Genomic DNA, 19394 nt, shown 5'->3' on the forward strand with positions numbered 1-19394 from the left:
GATCGGCGGAGGGGAGGCGAGGCAGCGAAAGCCGCCGGCCTTCAGTTGAGCGGGATGTCGTTGTCCGCCTTGGCCTGCTGATAGGCCTCGGACAGCGCCGCATAAGCCTGCGCCAGGCGGCCGATGCGCGCCTCGGCCTTCTGTCTGCCGGCTTCCGGCAGCGCCGCTGCCAGCGCCGGCAGCGCATAGCTTTTCCAGAAGGCGTTTTGTGCGTTGTAGCCGCCGGGATCGAGGGTGAAGACCTCCTTGAGAATCTTCAGATCGTGCGGGATGGCGAAGCTGTCGCGCGAATCCTCGTGGCTGAACAGATAGTGGAAATTGTCGAAGCCGGTCCAGGTGATGGCCGACAGGCATAGCGAGCAGGGCTCGTGCGTCGACAGGAAGATGCAGTCTTTCGTGTTGGGACGGTCGCATTTCGGCAGTTCGTAGAACCGCTTCAAGGCGTGAACCTCGCCATGCCAGAGAGGGTTCTCCAGCTCGTTGTTGGTTTCGGCGAGCACCAGCGACAGGTCGCTCTTGCGCAGGATTGCGGCGCCGAACAGCTTGTTGCCCCGTTCGACACCGGCCTTGGTGAGAGGCAGGACATCCTGTTCGATCACATCGAACAGGCGGTTGAGCAATTCTCCGCCGGAAACGCTCATGGCCGCTCCGGCAACGCGATTTGATAGGGCGACGGAAAGAAGAATTCCTCGAGATTGTTGCCGTCGCCGCCCCGGTCCACGACGGCGAAATCCTGTTCCGCGCCAAGCGGCGTCAGCACGCCATGCCATGTTCCCCGTGCATAGTTGACGCCCTGGCCGGGCCGGGTGAGGAAAACATGCGGCGCGCCGGGCACGCCATTGTCATCCGGGCAGACGACGACCAGGAACGGCGCCGGCGAAAGGGGAATGAAAGCCTGGCTGCCGAGCGGATGGCGCTCGACCATGGTCAATGCCACCGGCTCGGCATAGGGTTTTGCGCGCAGCAGGCTGATGAGAACCCGGGCGTTGTCGCCGGTCGCCTCGACCTTCGCCAGATCATGGAAGCGCCGGCAATTGCCGTTGTTGATGAGGAAACTCTCGGCGCCCTCCGCCTCGATCACATCGCCGAAGGACGCGAAGGCTTCGCGGGTCAGGGGCTTTGCCGTGAGCGTCCTCATCGCGCAAACACCCCGCCGAGCTTGGCGTGCCGGTTGACGTCCTTGTAGAGCAGGTAGCGGAATTTGCCCGGCCCGCCCGCATAGCAAGCCTGCGGGCAGAAGGCGCGCAGCCACATGAAATCGCCGGCCTCCACCTCGACCCAGTCCTGGTTGAGCCGGTAGACCGCCTTGCCTTCCAGAACGTAGAGGCCATGCTCCATGACGTGGGTCTCGGCAAAGGGAATGACCGCGCCCGGCTCCAGCGTGACGATGGTCACATGCATGTCGTGGCGCACATCGTCCGGATCGACGAAACGGGTGGTCGCCCATTTGCCCTCGGTGCCCGGCATGGGCGCGGGGGCCACGTCCGCCTCGTTGAGGAAGATTGCGCTGGGCGCGTCGAGGCCGGGTACGGCCTCGTAGGCCTTGCGGATCCAGTGGAAGCGCGCCGGCACATCGCCGACATTGCGGGTCTTCCAGCCGCTGTCCGGCGGCAGAAAGGCGTATCCGCCCGGCGTCAGAAGATGTGCCTTGCCGCCGAGTTCGACGGTCAATTCGCCCTCGACGACGAACAGCACGCCTTCGGCGCCGGCGTCCGGCTCGGGCGTGTCGCTGCCGCCGCCGGGCAGCACTTCCATGATGTATTGCGAAAAGGTCTCGGCGAAGCCCGACAGCGGGCGGGCGATCACCCAGCAGCGCGTCTTGTCCCAGAACGGCAGGACGCTGGTGACGATGTCCTGCATGACGCCCTTCGGCATCAGCGCATAGGCTTCGGTGAAGGCCGCGCGGTCGGTCATCAGCTGCGTCTGCGGAGGATGGCCGCCATGCGGCGCATAATAGGTGCGGGCGTTCATCGGGCGGTCCTGTGTCATATAGGCAAAATGTTCTTCAGGCGCAGATAGGCGATGCGCTCCACCTGCTTGCAGGCGGTGGCGAATTCCTCCGCGCGGCTATTTGCGATGCGCGTCTCGAACGCTTTGAGGATGCTTTCCTTCGTGTTGTCCTTGACGGCAATGATGAAGGGAAAGCCGAATTTCTCGACGTAAGCCGTGTTCAGCGCGGTGAAGCGCGCGCGCTCGGCGTCGGTCAGGGCATCGAGCCCGGCGGCGGCCTGTTCCTTCGTCGATTCCGCCGTCAGCCGCTTCGCCGCCGCCAGCTTGCCGGCAAGATCGGGGTGAGCGGTCAGAACGCCAAGGCGTTCATCTTCGCTTGCCGAGCGGAAGACGCGGGCCAGCGCATTGGCGAGCCCGCCGGCGGTGTCATGCGCTGCGCCGAGTTCCAGCTTCGTGGCGCGCTCGGCGATCCATGGCGAGTGCTCGAAAATACCGCCGAAGCGCTCGATGAACTCGGGTTGCGCCATGCGGCTCGGGCGCAGCGCCGGAGGGGCATAGGGATGATGCTTCGCCCAATGCCGGGCGATCTCGCCGCGCGTGGCGAGCCATACTCGGCCGTGGCCTTGCACATAGTCGATGAAGCGCTGCAGCGACGCGGCGCGGCCGGGGCGACCGATCAGGCGGCAATGCAGGCCGATGCTCATCATCGCCGGGCGGCCTGCGGCGCCCTCGGCATAGAGCGTGTCGAAAGCGTCCTTCAGATAGGTGAAGAACTGGTCGCCGGAATTGAAACCCTGCGGCGTTGCGAAGCGCATGTCGTTGGCGTCCAGCGTGTAGGGGATGACGAGCTGCGATTGCGTTGCATGGCCCTGGCCGTCATGGTCGAGCCAATAGGGCAAATCGTCGTCATAGGTGTCGGAAATCCAGTCGAAACCGCCTTCCGCGATGGCGAGCTTGACCGAGTTGACCGATGTCCGTCCGAGATAGAGCCCGCGCGGGCGCTCGCCGGTCACCTCCGTGTGCAGGCGGATTGCCTCCAGGAGATCGCGGCGCTCGTCTTCCTCCGCATGGTTGCGGTGGTCGATCCATTTCAGTCCGTGCGAGGCGATCTCCCAACCGGCTCCCTGCATCGCCGCCACCTGGTCGGGGCTGCGGGCCAGCGCCGTGGCGACGCCGAACACGGTGACGGGCACCTGGGCGGCGGTGAACATGCGGTGAAGCCGCCAGAAGCCGGCACGCGCGCCGTACTCATAGATCGATTCCATGTTCCAATGGCGCATGCCGACCCAGGGCGCGGCGCCGACCACTTCCGAGAGAAACGCTTCAGAGGCCTCGTCGCCATGCAGGACGCAGTTCTCGCCGCCTTCCTCGTAATTGACGACGAACTGCACGGCGATGCGCGCGCCGCCGGGCCATTTCGGATCGGGCGGGGTGGCTCCATAGCCGGACATGTTGCGCAAATAGCGGGTCACTGCGTGCTTCCGTTGATCGTTATTGCCAAGGATAGTCGAAGGAATAGGCTTGGAACTTTCCCGAAAATTTTGAAAGTCTTTTGTTGTCCCGCAGCCACCACGCCCCTTATGCTCGCAAAGGATTTGCCGCACAATCAGGCCACTTTCAGCGGATAGGTAGGGAGACCGCATGAGCAATGTGGGTGAGGGCCGCTTGACGACCCATGTGCTGGACACCGCCAGCGGAAAACCGGCGGCAGGGATGAAGATCGCCCTTTACCGGATCGCCGGCGAGGAGCGGACGCTGCTGAAGACAGTCACCACCAATGACGACGGGCGCTGCGATGCGCCGCTGCTGCAGGGCGCTGACTTCGCCACCGGCGCGTACGAACTGGTTTTCGAAGCCGGCGCATATCTGGCGGCCCAGGGCACGCCTCTCCCGCAGCCCGCTTTTCTCGACCGTATCCCGATCCGCTTCGGCATGGCCGAAAACGTGCATTACCACGTGCCGCTGCTTGTCTCGCCCTACGGTTACTCCACCTATAGGGGAAGCTGATGAAAACACGCAACGAACTGCGCTTCTTGCTGAACGGCCAGGCGGTGGCGCTCGCCGATGTGCGGCCCGACGAGACCCTGCTCGATTTCCTGCGCATCAAGCGCCGCCTGATCGGCACGAAGGAAGGATGCGCGGAAGGCGATTGCGGCGCCTGCACGGTGCTGGTCGGCCGGCTCCAGGACGGCAGGCTCGCCTATGAAAGCGTCAACGCCTGCATTCGCTTCCTCGGTTCGCTCGACGGCTGTCATGTGGTGACGGTCGAGCATCTGAAGCGCGCGGATGGCGGCCTGCATCCGGTGCAGCAGGCGCTGGTCGATCATCACGGCTCGCAATGCGGCTTCTGCACGCCGGGCTTCGTCATGTCGCTCTACGCATTGTGGATGCGCGATGCGCAGCCATCGGACCAGGCGATCGAGAAGGCCTTGCAAGGCAATCTCTGCCGCTGCACGGGCTATGAGCCAATCGTGCGGGCGGCGCGCGCCATTTCGTCCTATGGCGATGCGTCGGCCGACCCGCTGGCCGCCGAGCGCGACGCGGTGATCGCCAGCCTCGCAGCCATGAAGGATGGCGCGCGGGTCGAGATCGGCACGGGCCGGGAGCGGCTGGTGGTGCCGGCCAGCGCCGACGATCTGGCAATGGTTCTCGAAGTAGAGCCGCAAGCGACCATCGTCGCAGGCGCGACGGATGTCGGCCTGTGGGTGACGAAATTCATGCGCGATATCGCCCCGGCCGTCTTCATCGGCGGCCTGGACGCGCTGCATGCCATCAGCGAAGAGAACGGCGTCATCAACATCGGCGCCGGCGTTAGCTATACGGAGGCGTTCGGGCATCTGTCGGCGCGGATTCCGCCGCTCGGCGCCCTGATCGACCGCATCGGCGGCGAACAGGTGCGCAATATGGGGACGGTCGGCGGCAACATCGCCAATGGCTCGCCCATCGGCGACACGCCGCCGCCGCTGATCGCACTCGGTGCGACGCTCACCCTGCGCAAGGGCACTGTGCGGCGGACCATGCCGCTCGAGGACTTCTTCATCGATTACGGCAAGCAGGATCGCGCGGCCGGCGAATTCGTCGAGGCGGTGCATGTACCGGTGCCCGACAGGGCGACGCGCTTTGCCGTCTGGAAAATCTCCAAGCGGCGCGACGAGGACATCACGGCGGTGCTCGGCGCCTTCAACATCGCCATTGCCGATGGCGTGGTGACCGGCGCGCGCATCGCCTATGGCGGCATGGCAGCGACGCCGAAGCGGCCGAAAGCAGTCGAGGCGGCGCTCGTCGGTCAGGCGTGGACGCTTGAAACCATTGAACAGGCGCTCGCCGCGTTCGAGACGGATTTCACACCGATCAGCGATGCGCGCGCCACGGCCGATTATCGCATGCTGGCGGCGAAGAACCTTCTCAGGCGGTTTTTCCTGGAGGGCGTCGAAGGCCATGTGCCCCTGCAGGTTTCCCGATACGAGGCTGCGTGACGATGACCAAACACGAAGCTCTGGATCTCGCGAAAGCGAAAATCGCCGGCGGTGTCGCCACCGACCAGAAACATGATTCCGCCCACAAGCATGTGACCGGCGAGGCCGTCTACATCGACGACATGGGGGAGCCGGCCGGCACGCTGCACGCCTGCCTTGGCCTGGCGCAGGTGGCCCATGCGACGATCCGCTCGATGGACCTTTCGGCGGTGCGCGCCGCGCCTGGCGTGATCGACGTGCTGACGGGCAGCGACGTGCCGGGGGTGAACGACATCAGCCCGGCCGGCCTGCATGACGAACCGGTCCTGGCGGAAGGCAAGGTGCAGTTCTTCGGCCAGCCGATCTTCGCGGTGATCGCCGAGACGCGCGAGGCGGCGCGGCGCGCCTGCCGCCTGGCAAAGGTCGATTATGCCGAGGAGCCGGCTCTGATCGACTTGGCTGACGCGGGTCCCTCCGGCAAGCTGGTGACCAAGCCGCTGACCTTGAAGCGGGGCAATGCGGCGGAGGCGATTGCCGCCGCACCGCGCCGCATCAAGGCGCAGATGCGCGTCGGCGGGCAGGATCATTTCTACCTTGAGGGGCAGATCGCCTTCGCCATCCCCGGCGAAGACAGCGACGTGACCGTCTATTCGTCGACCCAGCATCCGAGCGAGGTGCAACACATGGTGGCCCACGCGCTGGGTGTCGCCTCGCATGCGGTCACCGTCGAGGTGCGGCGCATGGGCGGCGGGTTCGGCGGCAAGGAAACGCAGGGCAATCAGTTTGCGGCGATCGCGGCCATCGCCGCCAAGCGGCTCAACCGGCCGGTGAAGATCCGCCCGGACCGCGACGACGACATGACGGCGACCGGCAAGCGGCACGATTTCCTCATCGATTACGAGGTGGGGTTCGACGATGACGGGAACATTCTCGGCGTCGATTTCACCTATGCGGCGCGCTGCGGGTTTTCCGCCGATCTTTCCGGTCCGGTGACGGATCGGGCACTGTTTCACTGCGACAACGCGTACTTCTACCCTGCCGTGCAGGCGACTTCCGTTCCGCTCTACACCAACACCGTGTCGAACACCGCGTTTCGCGGCTTCGGCGGGCCGCAGGGCATGGTCGGCGCCGAACGGATCATCGACGAAGTGGCCCTCGCGCTTGGCAAGGACCCGCTGGAAATCCGCAAGCGGAACTTCTACGGCACCGAAACGCGCAACGTCACACCGTATCACCAGACGGTCGAGGACAATGTGGCCGGGCGCGTGGTGGCCGAACTCGAGGAAAGTGCCGCCTATGCCAGGCGTCGGCGCGAGATCGATGCGTTCAACGCCAACAGCGCCATCGTCAAGCGGGGGCTGGCGCTGACGCCGGTGAAGTTCGGAATCTCGTTTACCGCGACGCATTTCAACCAGGCCGGTGCCCTCGTGCATGTCTATACGGACGGGTCCGTGCACCTGAACCATGGCGGCACGGAAATGGGGCAGGGGCTCTATGTGAAGGTCGCCCAGGTGGTGGCCGAGGAGTTCCAGATCGACATCGATCAGGTGAAGATCACCGCCACCACAACGGGCAAGGTGCCCAACACCTCGGCCACCGCGGCGTCTTCGGGGTCCGATCTGAACGGGATGGCAGCACAGAACGGGGCGCGGCAGATCAAGTCGCGGCTCGTCGATTTCGCCGCCGAGCACTTTGAGGTGCCGAAGGACCAGATCGTCTTCCTCCCCGGTCGGGTGCGGGTCGGCAACCAGGAAATCCCCTTCGCCGAACTGATCAGGAAAGCCTATATGGCGCGTGTGCAGCTTTCGGCCGCCGGCTTCTACAAGACACCGAAGATCCATTGGGATCGCGACAAGGGGCAGGGCCGTCCGTTCTATTACTTCGCCTATGGGGCGGCCTGCGCCGAGGTCTCGGTGGACACGCTGACCGGCGAGTACATGGTGGAGCGCGTCGATATTCTGCACGAGACGGGCCGTTCGCTGAACCGCGCCATCGATATCGGCCAGATCGAAGGCGGCTTCATCCAGGGCATGGGCTGGCTGACCACGGAGGAGCTGGTCTGGGACGGCAAGGGTCGCCTCGCCACCCACGCGCCGTCGACCTACAAGATCCCGCTCGCCTCGGACCGGCCGAAGATCTTCAACGTGACACTGGCCGATTGGGCCGAAAACACCGAACCCACGGTCCATCGCTCAAAGGCGGTGGGCGAGCCGCCGCTGATGCTCGGCATGTCGGTGCTGCACGCGCTTTCCGACGCTGTGGCGAGCGTCGCTGAACACAAGGCCTGCCCGCGCCTCGACACGCCGGCGACGCCCGAGCGCGTGCTGATGGCGGTGGAGCGCATGCGGGCCGGGATGGCGGCCGGTCGCACGTGACACTGTCTCTGCTTGAGCCATGACCACGACCGCTGACCGCCTGAAACGCTTTCTCGACGCAGCGCCCGCTGTGGCGCTGGTCGCGGTGCGCGAGGCGAAGGGATCGACGCCGCGTGAAGAAGGGGCCTGGATGCTGGTCTCGCCCTTGGCGATCTTCGGCACGATCGGTGGCGGGCAGCTCGAGTTTCTGGCCATCGACAAGGCACGCGAACTGATCGACCGGAATATTGCCGATGGGGCGCTGGACGTGCCGCTTGGTCCCGAGATCGGCCAATGCTGCGGCGGTCGGGTCGGGCTGGAGTTGCGCGTCGTCGACGAGCAAAAGCGGGCGGCGCTGCTGCTTCAGGCAGAACGAGACGATCTGGCACGGCCGCAGGTCGTCCTGTTCGGCGGCGGCCATGTGGGACACGCGCTGGCTTCGGCGCTGGTGTTGCTGCCGGTGCGGGTAGTCGTGGTGGAGACCCGCGCGGACGCCTTGGCGGATTTTCCCGAGGGTGTCGAAACCCGGCTGACCGCGCTGCCCGAGGAGGCCGTGCGCGTGGCGCCGCCGGGCTCGGCCTTCGTCGTCCTTACCCATGACCACGCGCTGGATTTTCTGATCGTCGCCGAGGCGCTCGGACGCCGGGACGCCGCCTATGTCGGCATGATCGGCTCGAAGACCAAACGCGCCACGTTCAAGAGCTGGTATCTGAAGAATGGCGGGGACGGGGCCGCGTTTGCCCGGCTGGTCTCGCCTATCGGCGGCAATGGCGTGCGCGACAAGCGCCCTGCGGTGATCGCCGCCATGGCTGCGGCGGAAGTGATGGTGGCGCTGGCGCGTACCCATTGACAATGTACATACAAATGTACATATATTTCCCATGAACATCGCGGGCGTTGAATGGGACACCGGCAACCGGCCCAAATGCGCCAAGCACGGGGTAAGCAAGGCTGAAATCGAGTTTCTTCTGAGACACGGTTCCCGCTTCGCTCCGGACCCGAAACACTCACACAATGAGGACTGTTTCATCGCTGTCGGGCGGAATGAGGATGGGCGGCCCATGTTTGTGGGCGTCACATTCCGGAATGTCGGCGGCAGGATCGTCGTTTGTCCGATCACGGCGCGCTATATGCATGCAAAGGAGGCGCAGCGATATGAAGCGCAAGGTTCCTAAACTAAAGACCGACGAGGACGTCGAAGCCTTTCTGGATCAGGATCTGTCAGATCTCGATTTCTCGCAGTTCAAGCCGGCGGGTTTCGAGTTCGAGAGCAAGGCTGCGCGGGTGAACATGCGCATGCCCGAGAGTCAGCTCGAGGCGGTGAAGGCGGAAGCGAAGAAGCGTGGTATTCCCTATCAGCGGATGATGCGCGAATTGCTGCAGCGCGGCTTGGAAAGCCTGCGCGCCTCCTGATCAATCCTGCGCCAGGATATCGCCGATCATGCGCTGGCAGCGCGCGGTCATGAAATCGACCAGCAGGCGGACCTTGGGATCCTGGAATTTCTTGTGCGGGTAGAGGGCGGCGAGCCGCACCGGCACAGGCGGCGTTTGCGGCAGGATCACCTTCAACCGGCCGTCGCGCAGATAGGGTTCGATCTCGAAGAGCGGCTTGTTGACGATGCCGTGGCCGGCCAGGGCCCAATCGGTGATGACATCGCCATCGTCCGAATCATAAGGCCCGCCGACCTCGAATTTCTGCGGACCGTCTGCGGTCTGCAGCGTCCAGAAATGCTCGCGGGCGCCGGGAAAGCGCAGCATCAGGCAATCATATTCGCCATCGACCAGTTGCTGCGGGCTGACCGGCTCGCCGCGGCGGGCCAGATAGTCGGGCGCGGCGGCCAGCACGCGCTGGCAATCCATGATGCCGCGCATGCGGAAGCTGGAGTTCTCCAGGATGCCGAGCTTGAAGGCGACGTCGATGCCCTCGCGCATCATGTCGACCTCATGGTCGGACAGGCGCAGGCGCACTTCGATCTCCGGATATTTGTCGCGGAACTCGGGAATGCCGCTGGCGATCAGCCGCTTGCCGATGCCGAGCGGTGCGGTGACACGGATGATGCCGCGCGGATGGCCCGAAAGGGCGGCGACCGAGGCCTCGGCCTCCTGCACCGCTTCCAGAACCTTGCGCGCGCCCTCGTAGAAGGCCCGTCCCTGTTCGGTGGGGGTCAATTGCCGCGTGGTGCGGTTGAACAGGCGGACGCCCAGATGCCGCTCCAGCTCCTTCACCCGGTTTGAGGCAACGGCCGGCGACAAGCGCATGTCGCGTCCGGCCGACGACAGGTTGCCGAGCTCCACGACGCGAACGAAAACAGCGATGTTGTCCAGATAGGCCATGCATGATTCCGGCGGGATCAAAAAATGTTCGACCGCATTATTTTCCAAAAAAATTTGAAAGTCATCGTGCTTATCCCTCCTTTCTGTTTATACGGGAGTCCGTAAGTTTGGGCCTTGAGTAGAGCATTTTGCAGTCAGGTGGTTTCACCTGACGTCCGCATAAATGCGGAAAACAAGCAGATAGAGCGTCCTTTATGCGTCCGAACGGACGCATGGCGCTCTAGATGAGGAACGGGCATGAACGATTTTGCGGTTTTGTGGGACTGGCTGGCCTTCGGCGTGCGCTGGCTGCACGTGGTGACGGCCATCGCGTGGATCGGCTCGTCCTTCTATTTCATCGCGCTGGATCTGGGGCTGACCAAGCGGCCCGGCCTGCCGCACGGCGTTTCCGGCGAGGAATGGCAGGTGCACGGCGGCGGCTTCTACCACATCCAGAAATACATGGTGGCGCCGGCGTCGATGCCGGAGCATCTGACCTGGTTCAAATGGGAATCCTACGCCACCTGGCTTTCGGGATTTGCGCTGATGGCCATCGTCTATTATGCGGGCGCCGACCTCTTTCTGATCGATCGCAACGTGCTCGACGTTTCGGCGCCGGTGGCGATCCTGATCTCGCTTGCCTCAATCGGCCTCGGCTGGGTGCTGTACGACCTTCTGTGCAAATCGCCGATCGGCAAGAGCGATACGGGGCTGATGCTTCTGCTTTATGTGATCCTGGTCGTGATGAGCTGGGGTTACACACAATTGTTCACCGGACGGGCGGCGTTCCTGCATCTGGGTGTCTTCACCGCCACCATCATGACGGCGAATGTGTTCCTGATCATCATCCCCAACCAGACGATCGTCGTGGCCGATCTGAAGGCCGGCAAGACGCCCGATCCGAAGCTCGGCATGCAGGCCAAGCAGCGCTCGCTGCACAACAACTACCTGACGCTGCCGGTGCTTTTCCTGATGCTGTCGAACCACTATCCGCTGGCTTTCGGCACCCGGTTCAACTGGGTCATCGCCTCGGTCATCTTCATCATCGGCGTGCTGATCCGGCACTATTTCAACACGGTGCATGCGCGCAAGGGCACGCCGCACTGGACCTGGGGGCTGGCCGGCGTCCTGTTCATCGTCATCATGTGGCTGTCGACCGTGCCGAAGGTGCTGACGGGCGAGGAAAGGCTGTCGGCGGCGGGCGAGCGTTTCGTTGCCTCGACGCATTTTCCCGCCGTTCGCGACGCGGTGATGGGGCGCTGCGCCATGTGCCATGCGGCCGAGCCCGGTTATGACGGCATCCATGCCGCGCCGAAGGATGTTTTCCTCGACAGCGATGCCGCCATCGCCAGGCAGGCGCGCGAAGTCTACCTGCAGGCGGGCCGCAGCCATGCCATGCCGCCGGGCAATGTATCGGGCATAACCGAGGGCGAGCGCCGCCTGATTGTCACCTGGTTCGAGGAGGCCCGCTAGCCGATGGCCCAGACACTGATCCGCGGACGCCTGCTGACCTTCCATGCCGAGCCGACGAGCCTCGACGACCACGCCGCCTACTCCTACGCGGAAGATGGTGCGGTGCTGATCGAGGACGGCCTCATCATCGCCTCCGGCGGCTTTGCCGATCTGTCGCAACGCGCCGCGCCCGGACATGAAACCATCGACCACCGCCCGCATCTCATCCTGCCGGGCTTCATCGACGCGCATGCGCATTTCCCGCAGATGCAGGTGATTGCCAGCTACGGCGCCGAACTGCTCGACTGGCTCAACAACTACACCTTTCCCGAAGAGACGAATTTCCGCGATACGCAGCATGGGCGGCGCGTCGCCCGCCTGTTCCTCAACGAATTGCTGCGCAACGGCACCACCACGGTTGCCGCCTATTGCTCGGTGCACAAGGAGAGCGCGGAGGCGTTTTTTGCCGAGGCCCACAGCCGCAGGATGTGCGTCGTCGCCGGCAAGGTGATGATGGATCGCAACGCGCCGGAGGGGCTGACCGACACGCCGCAATCCTCCTATGACGACAGCAAGGCATTGATCGGCGAATGGCACGGCAAGGGCCGGCTTCACTATGCGGTCACGCCGCGCTTCGCCATCACCTCGACGCCCGAGCAGATGGAGATGGCCGGCGCGCTGATGCGCGAATTTCCCGATCTGCACATGCAGACGCATTTGTCGGAAAACCACGACGAGATCGCCTTCACGAGAGAGCTTTATCCGGACGCGCCGGACTATACCGGCATCTACGAGCACTACGGTCTCCTGGGGCCGAAGGCGCTGCTTGGCCATTCCATTCATCTGTCGGAGCGCGAGGCCGATGCCCTGTCCGACAGCGGCTCGGTCGCGGTCTTCTGCCCGACGTCGAACCTGTTCCTCGGCTCCGGCCTGTTCGACTATCAGCGCTACAGAAAGCGCGACAAGCCCCTGCGCATCGCCACGGCGACGGATGTCGGCGGCGGCACCAGCTATTCCATGCTGAAGACCATGGACGAGGGCTACAAGGTCATCGCGCTGAATGGCGAGAAGCTCAACCCGCTCGCCTCCTTCTGGCAGATCACGCGGGGCAATGCGGAGGCGCTGTCGCTGGCCGGGCGAATCGGCACGCTGGAAGCCGGCACGGACGCCGATCTGGTCGTGCTCGATGCGCGGGCGACACCGGCCATGGCGCTGCGCATGGAGCGGGTACAAAGTCTCGCCGAGGAGCTTTTCGTGCTGCAGACGCTCGGCGACGACCGCGCCGTGGTGGAAACCTATGTGGCGGGGGAGGCGGTCAAGAGCGGATTGTAGACTCGTTGTTGTTCCGTATTAATGCAGACGTCGGGTGAAACCACCTGATCGCAAGATTCTGCAGGGGGAACACGGGTGAACGGGCAATTCGACACGCATGCATTCTTCCGCAGCCTGTTCGATGCGGCGATTGCCGCCGCCGATCCCCGGACAATCATCGGTAATTTCCTGCCTGCCAGGCCGAAGGGACGCACCATCGTCATCGGTGCCGGCAAGGGGGCTGCGCAGATGGCGCAGGCGCTGGAAGTGGCCTGGAGCGGTCCGCTCGAGGGCGTTGTCGTAACGCGTTACGGCTACGGTGCGCCGACGCGATGGATCGAGGTGATCGAGGCGGCGCACGCCGTGCCTGATGAGGCTGGTCGTACCGGCGCGGACCGCCTTCTGAAGGCTGTCGGGGGACTGACCGCCAACGATCTCGTCATCGCGCTGATGTGCGGCGGCGGTTCGGCGCTGCTGCCGGCGCCGGCCGGCCGGCTGACGCTTGCCGATGAAATCGCCGTCAACCAGGCGCTGCTTGCATCCGGCGCGCCGATCTCCGCCATGAACAGCGTGCGCAAGCATGTCTCCGCCATCAAGGGCGGGCGCCTGGCGGCCGCTGCCCATCCGGCGCGGGTCGTCTCGCTTGTCGTTTCCGACATTCCGGGCGACGATCCGGCGCTGGTTTCGTCGGGGCCGACCGTGCCCAATGAGGCGACGCGCCAGGAGGCGCTCGACATCGTCCGAACCTATGGGATGGACTTGCCGCAAGCGGTGATGGCGCATCTTGCCACGCCCGAGGCCGATGCGCCAAAACCCACTGATCCGCGTTTTGCCGGCCATGAAGTGCATGTCATCGCCTCGGCGGCCCGGTCGCTGGAAGCGACGGCGCGGGCGGCCGAGCGACAGGGTGTTCCGGCGGTCATCCTGTCTGACGCCATCGAGGGCGAAGCGCGCGAGGTGGGCGGCGTCCACGCCGCCATTGCCCGCGAGGTGGCGGCGCGGGGCCGGCCGTTCGCCAGGCCGGTGGTGATCCTGTCGGGCGGAGAAACCACCGTCACCATTCGGCACAAGGGCGGCCGGGGCGGACGCAACAGCGAGTTCCTGCTGGCACTGGCGCTGGGCGTGGATGGCGTCGGCGGCATCTCCGCCTTTGCCGCCGACACGGACGGCATTGACGGGTCCGAGGACAATGCCGGCGCCTTTGCCGATCACACGAGCATCGCACGCCTGCGCGCTGCCGGCCATGATCCGCAGGCGCTGCTGGCCGCGCACGATGCGTGGGGTGCTTTCGACGCCCTGGGGGATCTGTTCGTGCCGGGACCGACCGGCACGAATGTCAACGACCTCAGAGCGATGCTCGTGGTTTAACGCTCATCACTTGCGCCGAGGCGTTTCGGCACTCTGATAGACCGACACCACGTGGCCATCGGGATCGGCGAACTCGGCCGACCAGCCGCCGGGAGCGTGACTCACGGGTGTCACGATGGTCGCACCCTGTTCCGCCAGGCCCTCGACCACGTCATCGATGCCGCCCTCAGCCAAATCGAAAACGATGATCGGCGTGTTGCCGGGACGGCACTCAGCCCTGAAGAAGATCAGGTCCACATTGTTCTTGATTGACGCTAGAAGCCAGTCGCCTTCGTCTTTCTCCGCCGCCATTCTCTGGACGGGTAGGCCGATGACGTCGCGATAGAAAGCCTCCGTGCGATCGATGTCGTTGACGTAGAAGCAGATGTTGCCGATGCGCGATGTTGAAAGCATGTTCGTTCCTCAGGGGTTGTGGATGTGTTCCAATGACCTGTTGCCGCCGATCGCCGGTTTGTGAGGCGGACGCCGAATTTTTATCGCCAGCACGTGCCCGTCGGGGTCGTGGCTGGCGAGCAGGATGTCCGCCTTGCGGGTCAATGGCAGCAGGGATTTGCGGATCGAGCCGAAGGCCAGGTTTCCCGACAACCCGCTGCTCCATTCATTGCTGGGCGCAGGCGATCGGCCCGTGAGCGACTTGCGTAAGGTCGCGACGCGCTGGCGCAGCGCATCGTCGGAAATGCGCAACAGGTGGCGAATTTCGGCCCGGGTATGGCCCGACAGCGCCAGTAGCGCGACGATGGCCAGTGCGCGGGGCAAATGCCCGATCAGCGCGTGCGGATCTGCATCGGGCTTTTCCGATGCCACTTGTGGTGCGGGCAGCGCTGCCTCGCGCTTGCGACGCCGCGTTCGGCTTCTGAGGTTCATGGCGTTGATGTTGCGCATGACGCCGTTGAACCATGCGCGGTTCGCCGCACTTGGCTCCCTGCCCGCAGAGAGTGATGCGATCAGCGCCTCATGCAGGAGGTCGTCGGCCTCATGGCTGGAATAGGCATGTCGTCGCGCCAGCCGAAGCAGTTCCTGGTAGGTCTTTCGGGACAGTTGTAATGTATGACCGGCCAATTCTGCGCTGGTGCCGTCGACGGCGGACGCAAGCGGTGGCTCTCCCTCTTGAGAAGGAGAGCTTATCGGAAGCGAAGAAGCCCGCAAGTGTTCGGGAGCAATGCTCGATCAGCCGGCGATGTCCACCACGCCGCATTCGCCGGTTTCGGCGCCGAAGGCCAGACGACGGCCTTCCTTGTCCCAGGCGAGCGCCGTGATGGCGCCCTTGCCCGCGCGGCGCAGGAGCACTTCCTTCTGGTCGGCGAAGCGGGCGGCCAGCACCATGCCGTCGGCATAGCCGATGGCGGCGATGTCCTCGGCGGGATGGCAGCAGACCTGCGTGACCATGGTGTCGCCGCGCGTGCCGAGCTCCAGCGGCGCCTTGCCCATGGGCCCGTCCTTGGCCTGGAACGGCCAGACGATGGCTGCCGGCGCGCCGGAGGTGGCGAGCCATTTGCCCCTGGCGCTCCAGGAGAAGCTCTTCACCTTGGCCGGATAGCCGGCCATGCGCATGTGCTTTCCGTCGGCCAGTTTCCAGCCATGCAGGGCATTCTCCTGCATCGTCGTGACGAGGAATTTTCCGTCCGGCGAAAAGCTGATGCCCATATGCGCGCCGGCCCATTCGAGCTCGACCGGCTTGCCTTCGGTGGCCGGGAAATGCAGCGTCGCGCCATTGTAGCGGGCAACCGCCAGCCGCATGCCCTTTGGCGCGAAGGCCAACCCTTCGGCGGAGCGCGGATGCTGGAACTCGCGCAGCCTGCCATCGGCAAAAAGGACATAGGCCATGCGGCCGGAGGCGAAGCCCACGGCGCCCTGCGGACCGGCGGCGACGCTGGTCACCCATTTGCGGCCGATCTCGGCCAGTTGCGTGGCCGTGCCGTCAGCGGCCAAGGCCATCACCTTGCCGTCCTCGCCGCCGGTGATCAGCGATGTTTCGGCGAGATCGGGGCAGGCGGCCAGCAGCCCGTCATGGACTTCCACCCATTTGTGCCCGTGGTCGAGCCGGTGGACGACGCCGTCGGCCAACGCGAAATGCGGGATATCGTTCAACCAGGCAACGGCGATCGCGTGACCGTCGAGGTCGAGGGGCGCAACTGTAGGCATGCGGCAAGCTCCTGAAAGTATCTGGGCTGTAGCAGGCCGCCAGCGTTGTTGCCAAGCGCCCTCGTGGTTCGACAAGCTCACCATGAGGGCCGTTGAACCGGGCATGCGTGACAATGCTGCCGCACGCAGACCTTGCAGTAGCGCTCATGGTGAGCTTGTCGAACCACGGGGCGCCTGGCGTTGTGGACTAAGCCTGACAGGCCTCGAAGGTGCGGGTCAGGCGCTCGGCATCCAGTTCGCGACCAATGAAGACGAGACGCGTCTCGCGTTTCTCGCCGGCCTTCCAGGCGCGCTGGTGGTCGCCTTCGAGAATCATGTGTATGCCCTGGACGACGAAACGGTCCGGATCGTCGGGAAAGGCAACGATGCCCTTCAGGCGCAGGATGTTCGGTCCATCCATCTGCGTGGTTTTCTCGATCCACGGGAAGAATTTCTTCGGGTCCATCTCGCCGCCGCGCAGCGAGATGGATTTTACGCCGGCGTCATGGATCGGCGACACTTCGCCGTGATGGTGGTGGTGATGATCATGACCGTGGTGATCGTGATGATGGTGGTCGTGATCGTGGTCGCAATCGGGACCGCAGACATGATCGGGATGATCGTGGTCGAGGAAATGCGGATCGTTGTCGAGGGCGCGCGCCAGGTCGAAAGCGCCGCGGTCGAGCACGTCAGACAAAGCCACGCCGGCGCGCTCGGCGCGGTGGATGCGCGCGGACGGGTTGATGGCGCGGATGGTGGCTTCCACCGCTGCCAGTTCCTCGGGCGTCACCAGGTCGGTCTTGTTGAGGATGACCACATCGGCGAAGGCGATCTGGTCCTCGGCTTCTTCGGAATCCTTCAGCCTCAGCGGCAGATGCTTGGCGTCGACCAGCGCCACGACGGCATCGAGCTTGGTCTTGGCGCGCACATCTTCGTCCATGAAGAAGGTCTGCGCGACCGGCGCCGGGTCGGCGAGACCGGTGGTCTCAACGATGATGGCGTCGAAGCGACCGGGGCGGCGCATCAGGCCCTCCACCACGCGCACCAGGTCGCCGCGCACCGTGCAGCAGATGCAACCATTGTTCATCTCGTAGATTTCTTCGTCCGATTCGACGATCAGATCGTTGTCGATGCCAATCTCGCCGAACTCGTTGACGATGACGGCGTAGCGCTTGCCGTGATCTTCCGTGAGAATGCGGTTCAACAGGGTGGTCTTGCCGGAACCGAGATAACCGGTCAGCACCGTCACCGGAATCTGCGGCACGGTTTCTGCGATCGGGGCGGTCTGCGCGTCGGACATGATTTCTCGCAAAGCTTGGTTGGCTCACCCTCATATAAGGGGAGACGATGCGGATTGCACGGGGTTCAGCGCGCGAAATGCGCCAGGTCGAAACGGTCGACGTCGACCAGGAATTCGATGAATCCGGCGACCGCGTGATCGATGATGCGCCGGCCGGCCTCGGCGCTGGCGGCGGCGGCATTGCCGGCCACGCCGTGGGGCGACAGGTCGCTCATCATCCAGCCGAAAGCGTGCGGCCCATAGGCGCGCAGATGGGTGAAGTCGCGACGGAACCGCTCCTGCGCGGATGCAAAATTTGCCGCCTTGTCCATGGCCACCAGGTCGGGGCGCAGGGCCAGCATGACGGAGGTCTCGATGAAGCCGCCATGGACGCCGAGCGCGCGCTCGTCTTCGGACACGAGGTCGGCGGGATAGCCGAATCGCGTCCAACTGGTCGCCGCGGCAAGCATCCCGAAACGGGCCCGTAATTCAGTTGTCACAATCGTCATCAACGATGCGTTCCCGCCATGCGCGTTGAGGATGACGAATTTGTGCACTCCGGCTTTGTCTTGCGCTTCGCCGATGCCGATCCAGCGTTCCACCGCTTCATCGAAAGGGCGCGAAAGCGTCTGCGGAAAGTCCGTGTGCTCGATGGAATAACCGACTTTCTCAACCGGCAGGAAATGGATATCGAGGTGTGGCGGAAGCGCTTTTTTTGCTTTGTCGGCAATGCCTTCGGCGATGATCCAATCCGTGTCCGCCGGCAGGTGGGGGCCATGCTGTTCGGTGGCCCCGAGCGGCAGGACGGCAATGGCTTTGGCGGATTGGGAGAAGGCGTTCACTGGTCTCATCGCTTGCCATGCGCCTGACGGTTCGAGAAGCTAAACGGAGCGCAAGAGTAATAGCGTAGCGTGTAATCAATTGTCTGCGCAAGGTCAATCTTAGGTTGCAAAGACGCGCGGCCCGGCTATTCTGATTCACAGGGGACGTTCTATCTAATGGCTGAGGATGGCTAAAGGGGAGTTTTGAATGGCCAAAGCTGTCAGGGGCGCGACGATAGGTTTATTACAGTCGGCCGCCAGACTTTCACGCACCGCTCTGGCCGAGCGGCTCTTGGCGCATGGCTTCTATGCCGGCCAGGACAAGATCATGTTAGCACTTTCATTTGAGAACGGACAAACACCGAGCCAGCTTGCGACCCTCCTGGGCGTCCGCCCGCCAACCATCACAAAAACCATCAACCGTCTGACCAGCCAGGGCTTCCTCGAAAAGCGCGTTTCCGGAGATGATGGCCGCAGGGCCTACGTCTATCTGACCGGCACTGGCGAGGATGCCATCCGCTCCATCGAGAAATCGGTGCGAAAGACGGAGAAACTGGCGCTGAAGGGGTTCGACAAGAAAGAACAGAGAGCCTTGACGCGGCTTCTCAGCAAGATTGAAGCCAATCTGACCGGCGTACCGTTCGAGGATGAAGACGAAGGCGAAGCCGTCGAGGAAGAGGTCTGACGCGCTGTGCGTTCATCCGAACGCACGACGGACACTCCATCCACCTGAATATATGCAACGGGCCTAGTGTCCTGCCCCAGCCAAACCGATAGGTTTGGATTAGGACAAGCAGGCCACTAAATTATTGATTCTAGGGCAACTTTGCTTCAATTGAGATGAATGCGAAGCCTTCATTTCAATTGAAGCGTTGCACTAGTGGTCTGACCGAAACAGATGGTACCCATCCGTTTCGAAAAGTCAGACCACACGCTTTTGGTCTGGTGGGGCGATTTCTCCTAACAGATG

The 19394-nt window shown here is 63.9% G+C and carries 20 protein-coding genes; 10 read left to right on the plus strand and 10 right to left on the minus strand.

The window, feature by feature from the left end; all coding sequences use genetic code 11:
* Window positions 1–41: 41 nt before the first annotated feature.
* Genes AB843_RS10960 through puuE form a run of 4 tightly spaced genes read right to left on the minus strand, consistent with a single transcriptional unit; the run spans window position 42 to window position 3401 of the window.
* Window positions 42–641 (minus strand): nucleoside deaminase, encoded by a 600-nt coding sequence (locus AB843_RS10960; RefSeq protein WP_048646875.1) that lies wholly within the window; start codon window positions 639–641, stop codon window positions 42–44.
* Window positions 638–1138, minus strand: a complete 501-nt coding sequence (locus AB843_RS10965; RefSeq protein ID WP_048646876.1) for an ureidoglycolate lyase — start codon at window positions 1136–1138, stop codon at window positions 638–640. The genes AB843_RS10960 and AB843_RS10965 overlap by 4 nt, the downstream gene beginning before the upstream one ends.
* Window positions 1135–1971, minus strand: a complete 837-nt coding sequence (locus AB843_RS10970) for a bifunctional allantoicase/(S)-ureidoglycine aminohydrolase (RefSeq protein WP_048646917.1) — start codon at window positions 1969–1971, stop codon at window positions 1135–1137. Before AB843_RS10970 ends, AB843_RS10965 begins: the two co-directional genes overlap by 4 nt.
* A gap of 14 nt (window positions 1972–1985) precedes the next feature.
* Window positions 1986–3401: an allantoinase PuuE gene (puuE, locus tag AB843_RS10975; protein ID WP_048646918.1), complete on the minus strand. Its 1416-nt coding sequence runs from the start codon at window positions 3399–3401 to the stop codon at window positions 1986–1988.
* Window positions 3402–3591: 190 nt separating this feature from the next.
* Here puuE and uraH point away from each other — a divergent pair, with 190 nt between their 5' ends.
* From uraH to AB843_RS11005, 6 genes are read left to right on the plus strand one after another with little or no spacing between them, the layout of a single operon-like run.
* Entirely contained in the window at window positions 3592–3957 is a 366-nt protein-coding gene (gene uraH, locus AB843_RS10980; protein WP_048646877.1) for a hydroxyisourate hydrolase, read from the plus strand.
* The gene (gene xdhA / locus AB843_RS10985) at window positions 3957–5426 is read left to right on the plus strand and encodes a xanthine dehydrogenase small subunit (RefSeq protein ID WP_048646878.1); all 1470 of its coding nucleotides are present in this window, start codon (window positions 3957–3959) and stop codon (window positions 5424–5426) included. The genes uraH and xdhA overlap by 1 nt, the downstream gene beginning before the upstream one ends.
* A gap of 2 nt (window positions 5427–5428) precedes the next feature.
* Window positions 5429–7780 carry a xanthine dehydrogenase molybdopterin binding subunit gene (gene xdhB / locus AB843_RS10990; protein WP_048646879.1) on the plus strand — a complete coding sequence of 784 codons (2352 nt, stop codon included), beginning with the start codon at window positions 5429–5431 and terminating at the stop codon, window positions 7778–7780.
* Window positions 7781–7799: 19 nt separating this feature from the next.
* Window positions 7800–8609, plus strand: a complete 810-nt coding sequence (gene xdhC / locus AB843_RS10995) for a xanthine dehydrogenase accessory protein XdhC (RefSeq protein ID WP_048646880.1) — start codon at window positions 7800–7802, stop codon at window positions 8607–8609.
* Window positions 8610–8640: 31 nt separating this feature from the next.
* The gene (locus tag AB843_RS11000) at window positions 8641–8934 is read left to right on the plus strand and encodes a BrnT family toxin (RefSeq protein WP_048646881.1); all 294 of its coding nucleotides are present in this window, start codon (window positions 8641–8643) and stop codon (window positions 8932–8934) included.
* Window positions 8915–9172 (plus strand): CopG family antitoxin, encoded by a 258-nt coding sequence (locus tag AB843_RS11005; protein ID WP_048646882.1) that lies wholly within the window; start codon window positions 8915–8917, stop codon window positions 9170–9172. The genes AB843_RS11000 and AB843_RS11005 overlap by 20 nt, the downstream gene beginning before the upstream one ends.
* Here the strand turns inward: AB843_RS11005 and AB843_RS11010 are convergent, their stop codons facing one another.
* On the minus strand, window positions 9173–10093 hold the full coding sequence (locus tag AB843_RS11010) for a LysR family transcriptional regulator (RefSeq protein ID WP_048646919.1): 921 nt from the start codon (window positions 10091–10093) through the stop codon (window positions 9173–9175).
* Between the two features lie 237 nt (window positions 10094–10330).
* Here AB843_RS11010 and AB843_RS11015 point away from each other — a divergent pair, with 237 nt between their 5' ends.
* The 3 genes from AB843_RS11015 to AB843_RS11025 all read left to right on the plus strand — a co-directional run bounded on the left by AB843_RS11015 (window position 10331) and on the right by AB843_RS11025 (window position 14203).
* Entirely contained in the window at window positions 10331–11545 is a 1215-nt protein-coding gene (locus AB843_RS11015) for a urate hydroxylase PuuD (protein ID WP_048646883.1), read from the plus strand.
* 3 nt (window positions 11546–11548) lie between these two features.
* On the plus strand, window positions 11549–12856 hold the full coding sequence (gene guaD / locus AB843_RS11020) for a guanine deaminase (protein WP_048646884.1): 1308 nt from the start codon (window positions 11549–11551) through the stop codon (window positions 12854–12856).
* Window positions 12857–12931: 75 nt separating this feature from the next.
* Window positions 12932–14203 (plus strand): glycerate kinase type-2 family protein, encoded by a 1272-nt coding sequence (locus tag AB843_RS11025; protein ID WP_048646885.1) that lies wholly within the window; start codon window positions 12932–12934, stop codon window positions 14201–14203.
* 6 nt (window positions 14204–14209) lie between these two features.
* On the opposite strand, the gene AB843_RS11030 is transcribed toward AB843_RS11025, so the two are convergent.
* From AB843_RS11030 to AB843_RS11050, 5 genes are all read right to left on the minus strand, one after another.
* Complete coding sequence (locus tag AB843_RS11030) at window positions 14210–14596, minus strand: VOC family protein (protein WP_048646886.1); 387 nt, start codon at window positions 14594–14596, stop codon at window positions 14210–14212.
* Between the two features lie 9 nt (window positions 14597–14605).
* Window positions 14606–15262 carry a sigma factor gene (locus tag AB843_RS11035; protein WP_048646887.1) on the minus strand — a complete coding sequence of 219 codons (657 nt, stop codon included), beginning with the start codon at window positions 15260–15262 and terminating at the stop codon, window positions 14606–14608.
* Between the two features lie 108 nt (window positions 15263–15370).
* The gene (locus tag AB843_RS11040; RefSeq protein ID WP_048646888.1) at window positions 15371–16345 is read right to left on the minus strand and encodes a WD40 repeat domain-containing protein; all 975 of its coding nucleotides are present in this window, start codon (window positions 16343–16345) and stop codon (window positions 15371–15373) included.
* 187 nt (window positions 16346–16532) lie between these two features.
* Window positions 16533–17624, minus strand: a complete 1092-nt coding sequence (locus tag AB843_RS11045) for a CobW family GTP-binding protein (protein ID WP_048646889.1) — start codon at window positions 17622–17624, stop codon at window positions 16533–16535.
* Between the two features lie 65 nt (window positions 17625–17689).
* The gene (locus tag AB843_RS11050; protein WP_048646890.1) at window positions 17690–18454 is read right to left on the minus strand and encodes a creatininase family protein; all 765 of its coding nucleotides are present in this window, start codon (window positions 18452–18454) and stop codon (window positions 17690–17692) included.
* Between the two features lie 178 nt (window positions 18455–18632).
* Between AB843_RS11050 and AB843_RS11055 the strand changes: the two genes are divergently transcribed.
* Window positions 18633–19109 (plus strand): MarR family winged helix-turn-helix transcriptional regulator, encoded by a 477-nt coding sequence (locus AB843_RS11055; RefSeq protein ID WP_048646891.1) that lies wholly within the window; start codon window positions 18633–18635, stop codon window positions 19107–19109.
* Window positions 19110–19394: the final 285 nt, after the last annotated feature.

This window comes from Nitratireductor soli, assembly GCF_001050155.1.
Classification (GTDB): Bacteria; Pseudomonadota; Alphaproteobacteria; order Rhizobiales; family Rhizobiaceae; genus Nitratireductor; species Nitratireductor soli.